Annotated in this window: 2 protein-coding genes; one reads left to right on the top strand and one right to left on the bottom strand. The window is 68.5% G+C overall.

The annotated features are described in order from the left end of the window. The first annotated feature begins 243 nt into the window (after positions 1-243). Positions 244-465: a hypothetical protein gene (locus VXC91_RS45180; protein ID WP_329513143.1), complete on the top strand. Its 222-nt coding sequence runs from the start codon at positions 244-246 to the stop codon at positions 463-465. A gap of 955 nt (positions 466-1,420) precedes the next feature. Here VXC91_RS45180 and VXC91_RS45175 read toward each other — a convergent pair. Then, on the bottom strand, positions 1,421-1,717 hold a 297-nt coding region (locus tag VXC91_RS45175), incomplete at its 5' end, for an LAETG motif-containing sortase-dependent surface protein (RefSeq protein ID WP_329513142.1).

The raw sequence follows: 1,717 nt of genomic DNA, 5'->3' as shown, positions 1-1,717 counted from the left end.
GTGACGGACGCTGAGCAATCAGCACGAGGTATTGCCTCCAATGTTTGGCGCCCGCTATGTGACGCCGTAGATACCACGAAGGGTACGGGCGGTTCGGCCGCCTATGAGGCCGAACCGCCCGAGCCCGCCCGTCTGCCGGCCGGTCGGCAGGCTCAGCTCCTGCTGGGGTGGAGCCCAACGATCAGCTGCTCCCGCCCCTGAGAGTCAGCCACCGGCGCAGTTCGTAGGTGCATACTGGGGGGAATGACAAAGCCTGCTGTACCGAAGCGTCATTTGCCTACCAGCCCCTTCAAGGCCCCGGTTGCGCCACCGCCCAAGCACTTCGCCGTGGGCGACCAGGTCACACACGACATGTACGGCCTCGGCCGGGTAATCGGCATCGAGGATGGAATCGCGGCGCTCGTGGATTTCGGCTCGGCGCAAATGCGGATCTTGAGCCCGTACGCCAAGATGACCAAGCTGTAGGACCGCTGTGCCCGGTCACGGCACGCCAGGCCCCTTCAGGGACCTGTAACGAAAGGGAGACCTCTCATCGATCTGACGTCGCTGTTCTCCGCCCTGGAAGGGCAACCCCGCTGTGCCACCGCAGCATCGCCGCATCCGACGACAAACCCCTTCCAGGCCCCGGACTTCGGGGAGGACGAGACCTTCCTGCTCGAGGATGTACAGGGGCCCGCCTCGGGCATGCGTGCCGCGCAACCCACGGCGGCTTAGCTCCCACGAGTGCGGTGGTTGCGACAGCCGGCCGCGGGCCGTCTCCGGTGCTGCGGTGAGGAGTGCGGCTGTCTCAGTTCCCGTCTCATTCAGCTCCGTTCACCGTCGTTCAGCCGAGCCCCTGTGCGGGCCCTTCCCGTAGGCGAGCCGCCCACGAACGCAGGTGAACGCCCCTGCACACAGCCCAGCACCCCACCAACACAGGCGGAAAGCGTGTTGGAGGTCTGAGCTTCGGCAGCCGTCCGCCTGTGGGGGCGTCAGGCTCCGGTTGCGGTCTGCCGAACGACGGTGCATGCCACCGGCGTGTTGCCGTCGTGGGCGAGGAACAGCATGAAGATCCACGATCCATCAGCAGGCCGGATCTGGCCCGGTCGGACCGGCCGGCCGTATCGGCCGAGGCATTGAACGGCCCGCTCCAGACCGGGCGTCTCGATGCCCCTCCGGAGGGTGTGCCTGAGCCGGCGTCCATAAACTCTGGCGAGTGACTCGGCCGATGTCGTGCCGTCCCGGACAACATGAGACGCGCCGGCACGGGGGGCAGCCGGAGCAGCCAACGATGTCTCGTCGTCACCGCCCCACGACGGTTTTCAAGACCGGTCGACGATCGCGCCCGACTAGGCCCGTGACCTGGACGTTTTCAAACAGCGTGAGACTGGCTAGTGGCGTCCTGGCCAGAGGATGGCCAGGACGCCACGCACTGCAGACGTCAGCCTCGGGAGGTCCTACGCCGCCGCAGCACCAGGTAACCGCCTGCGGCCACCAGTGCTGCCGCGACGCCCGCCAGCAGGCCCACCGGGGCGCTGCTACCGGTCTCGGCCAGATCACCGGCCAGATCGCCGCCGCCCTGCGCGGACGGGGAGGCGGCAGCCGACGGGGCCGCCTCGCCCTCGCCGGAGGAGGCACTCGGCGCCGCGGGCGCACCGGCCGGGTGCGAAGGCGAGGACGACTCCGACGAGGAGGGCGACTCCGAGGCGGACGGCGTCGTACCGCCGCCACCGCCTTC

It is taken from the genome of Streptomyces chiangmaiensis, assembly GCF_036281785.1.
Taxonomy (GTDB): domain Bacteria; phylum Actinomycetota; class Actinomycetes; order Streptomycetales; family Streptomycetaceae; genus Streptomyces; species Streptomyces chiangmaiensis.
This window is presented reverse-complemented; position numbering and strand designations above follow the sequence as displayed.

Coding starts and splice junctions, on each gene's coding strand:
- VXC91_RS45180 (WP_329513143.1), top strand. CDS start 244: ATGACAAAGCCTGCTGTACCGAAGCGTCATTTGCCTACCAGCCCCTTC.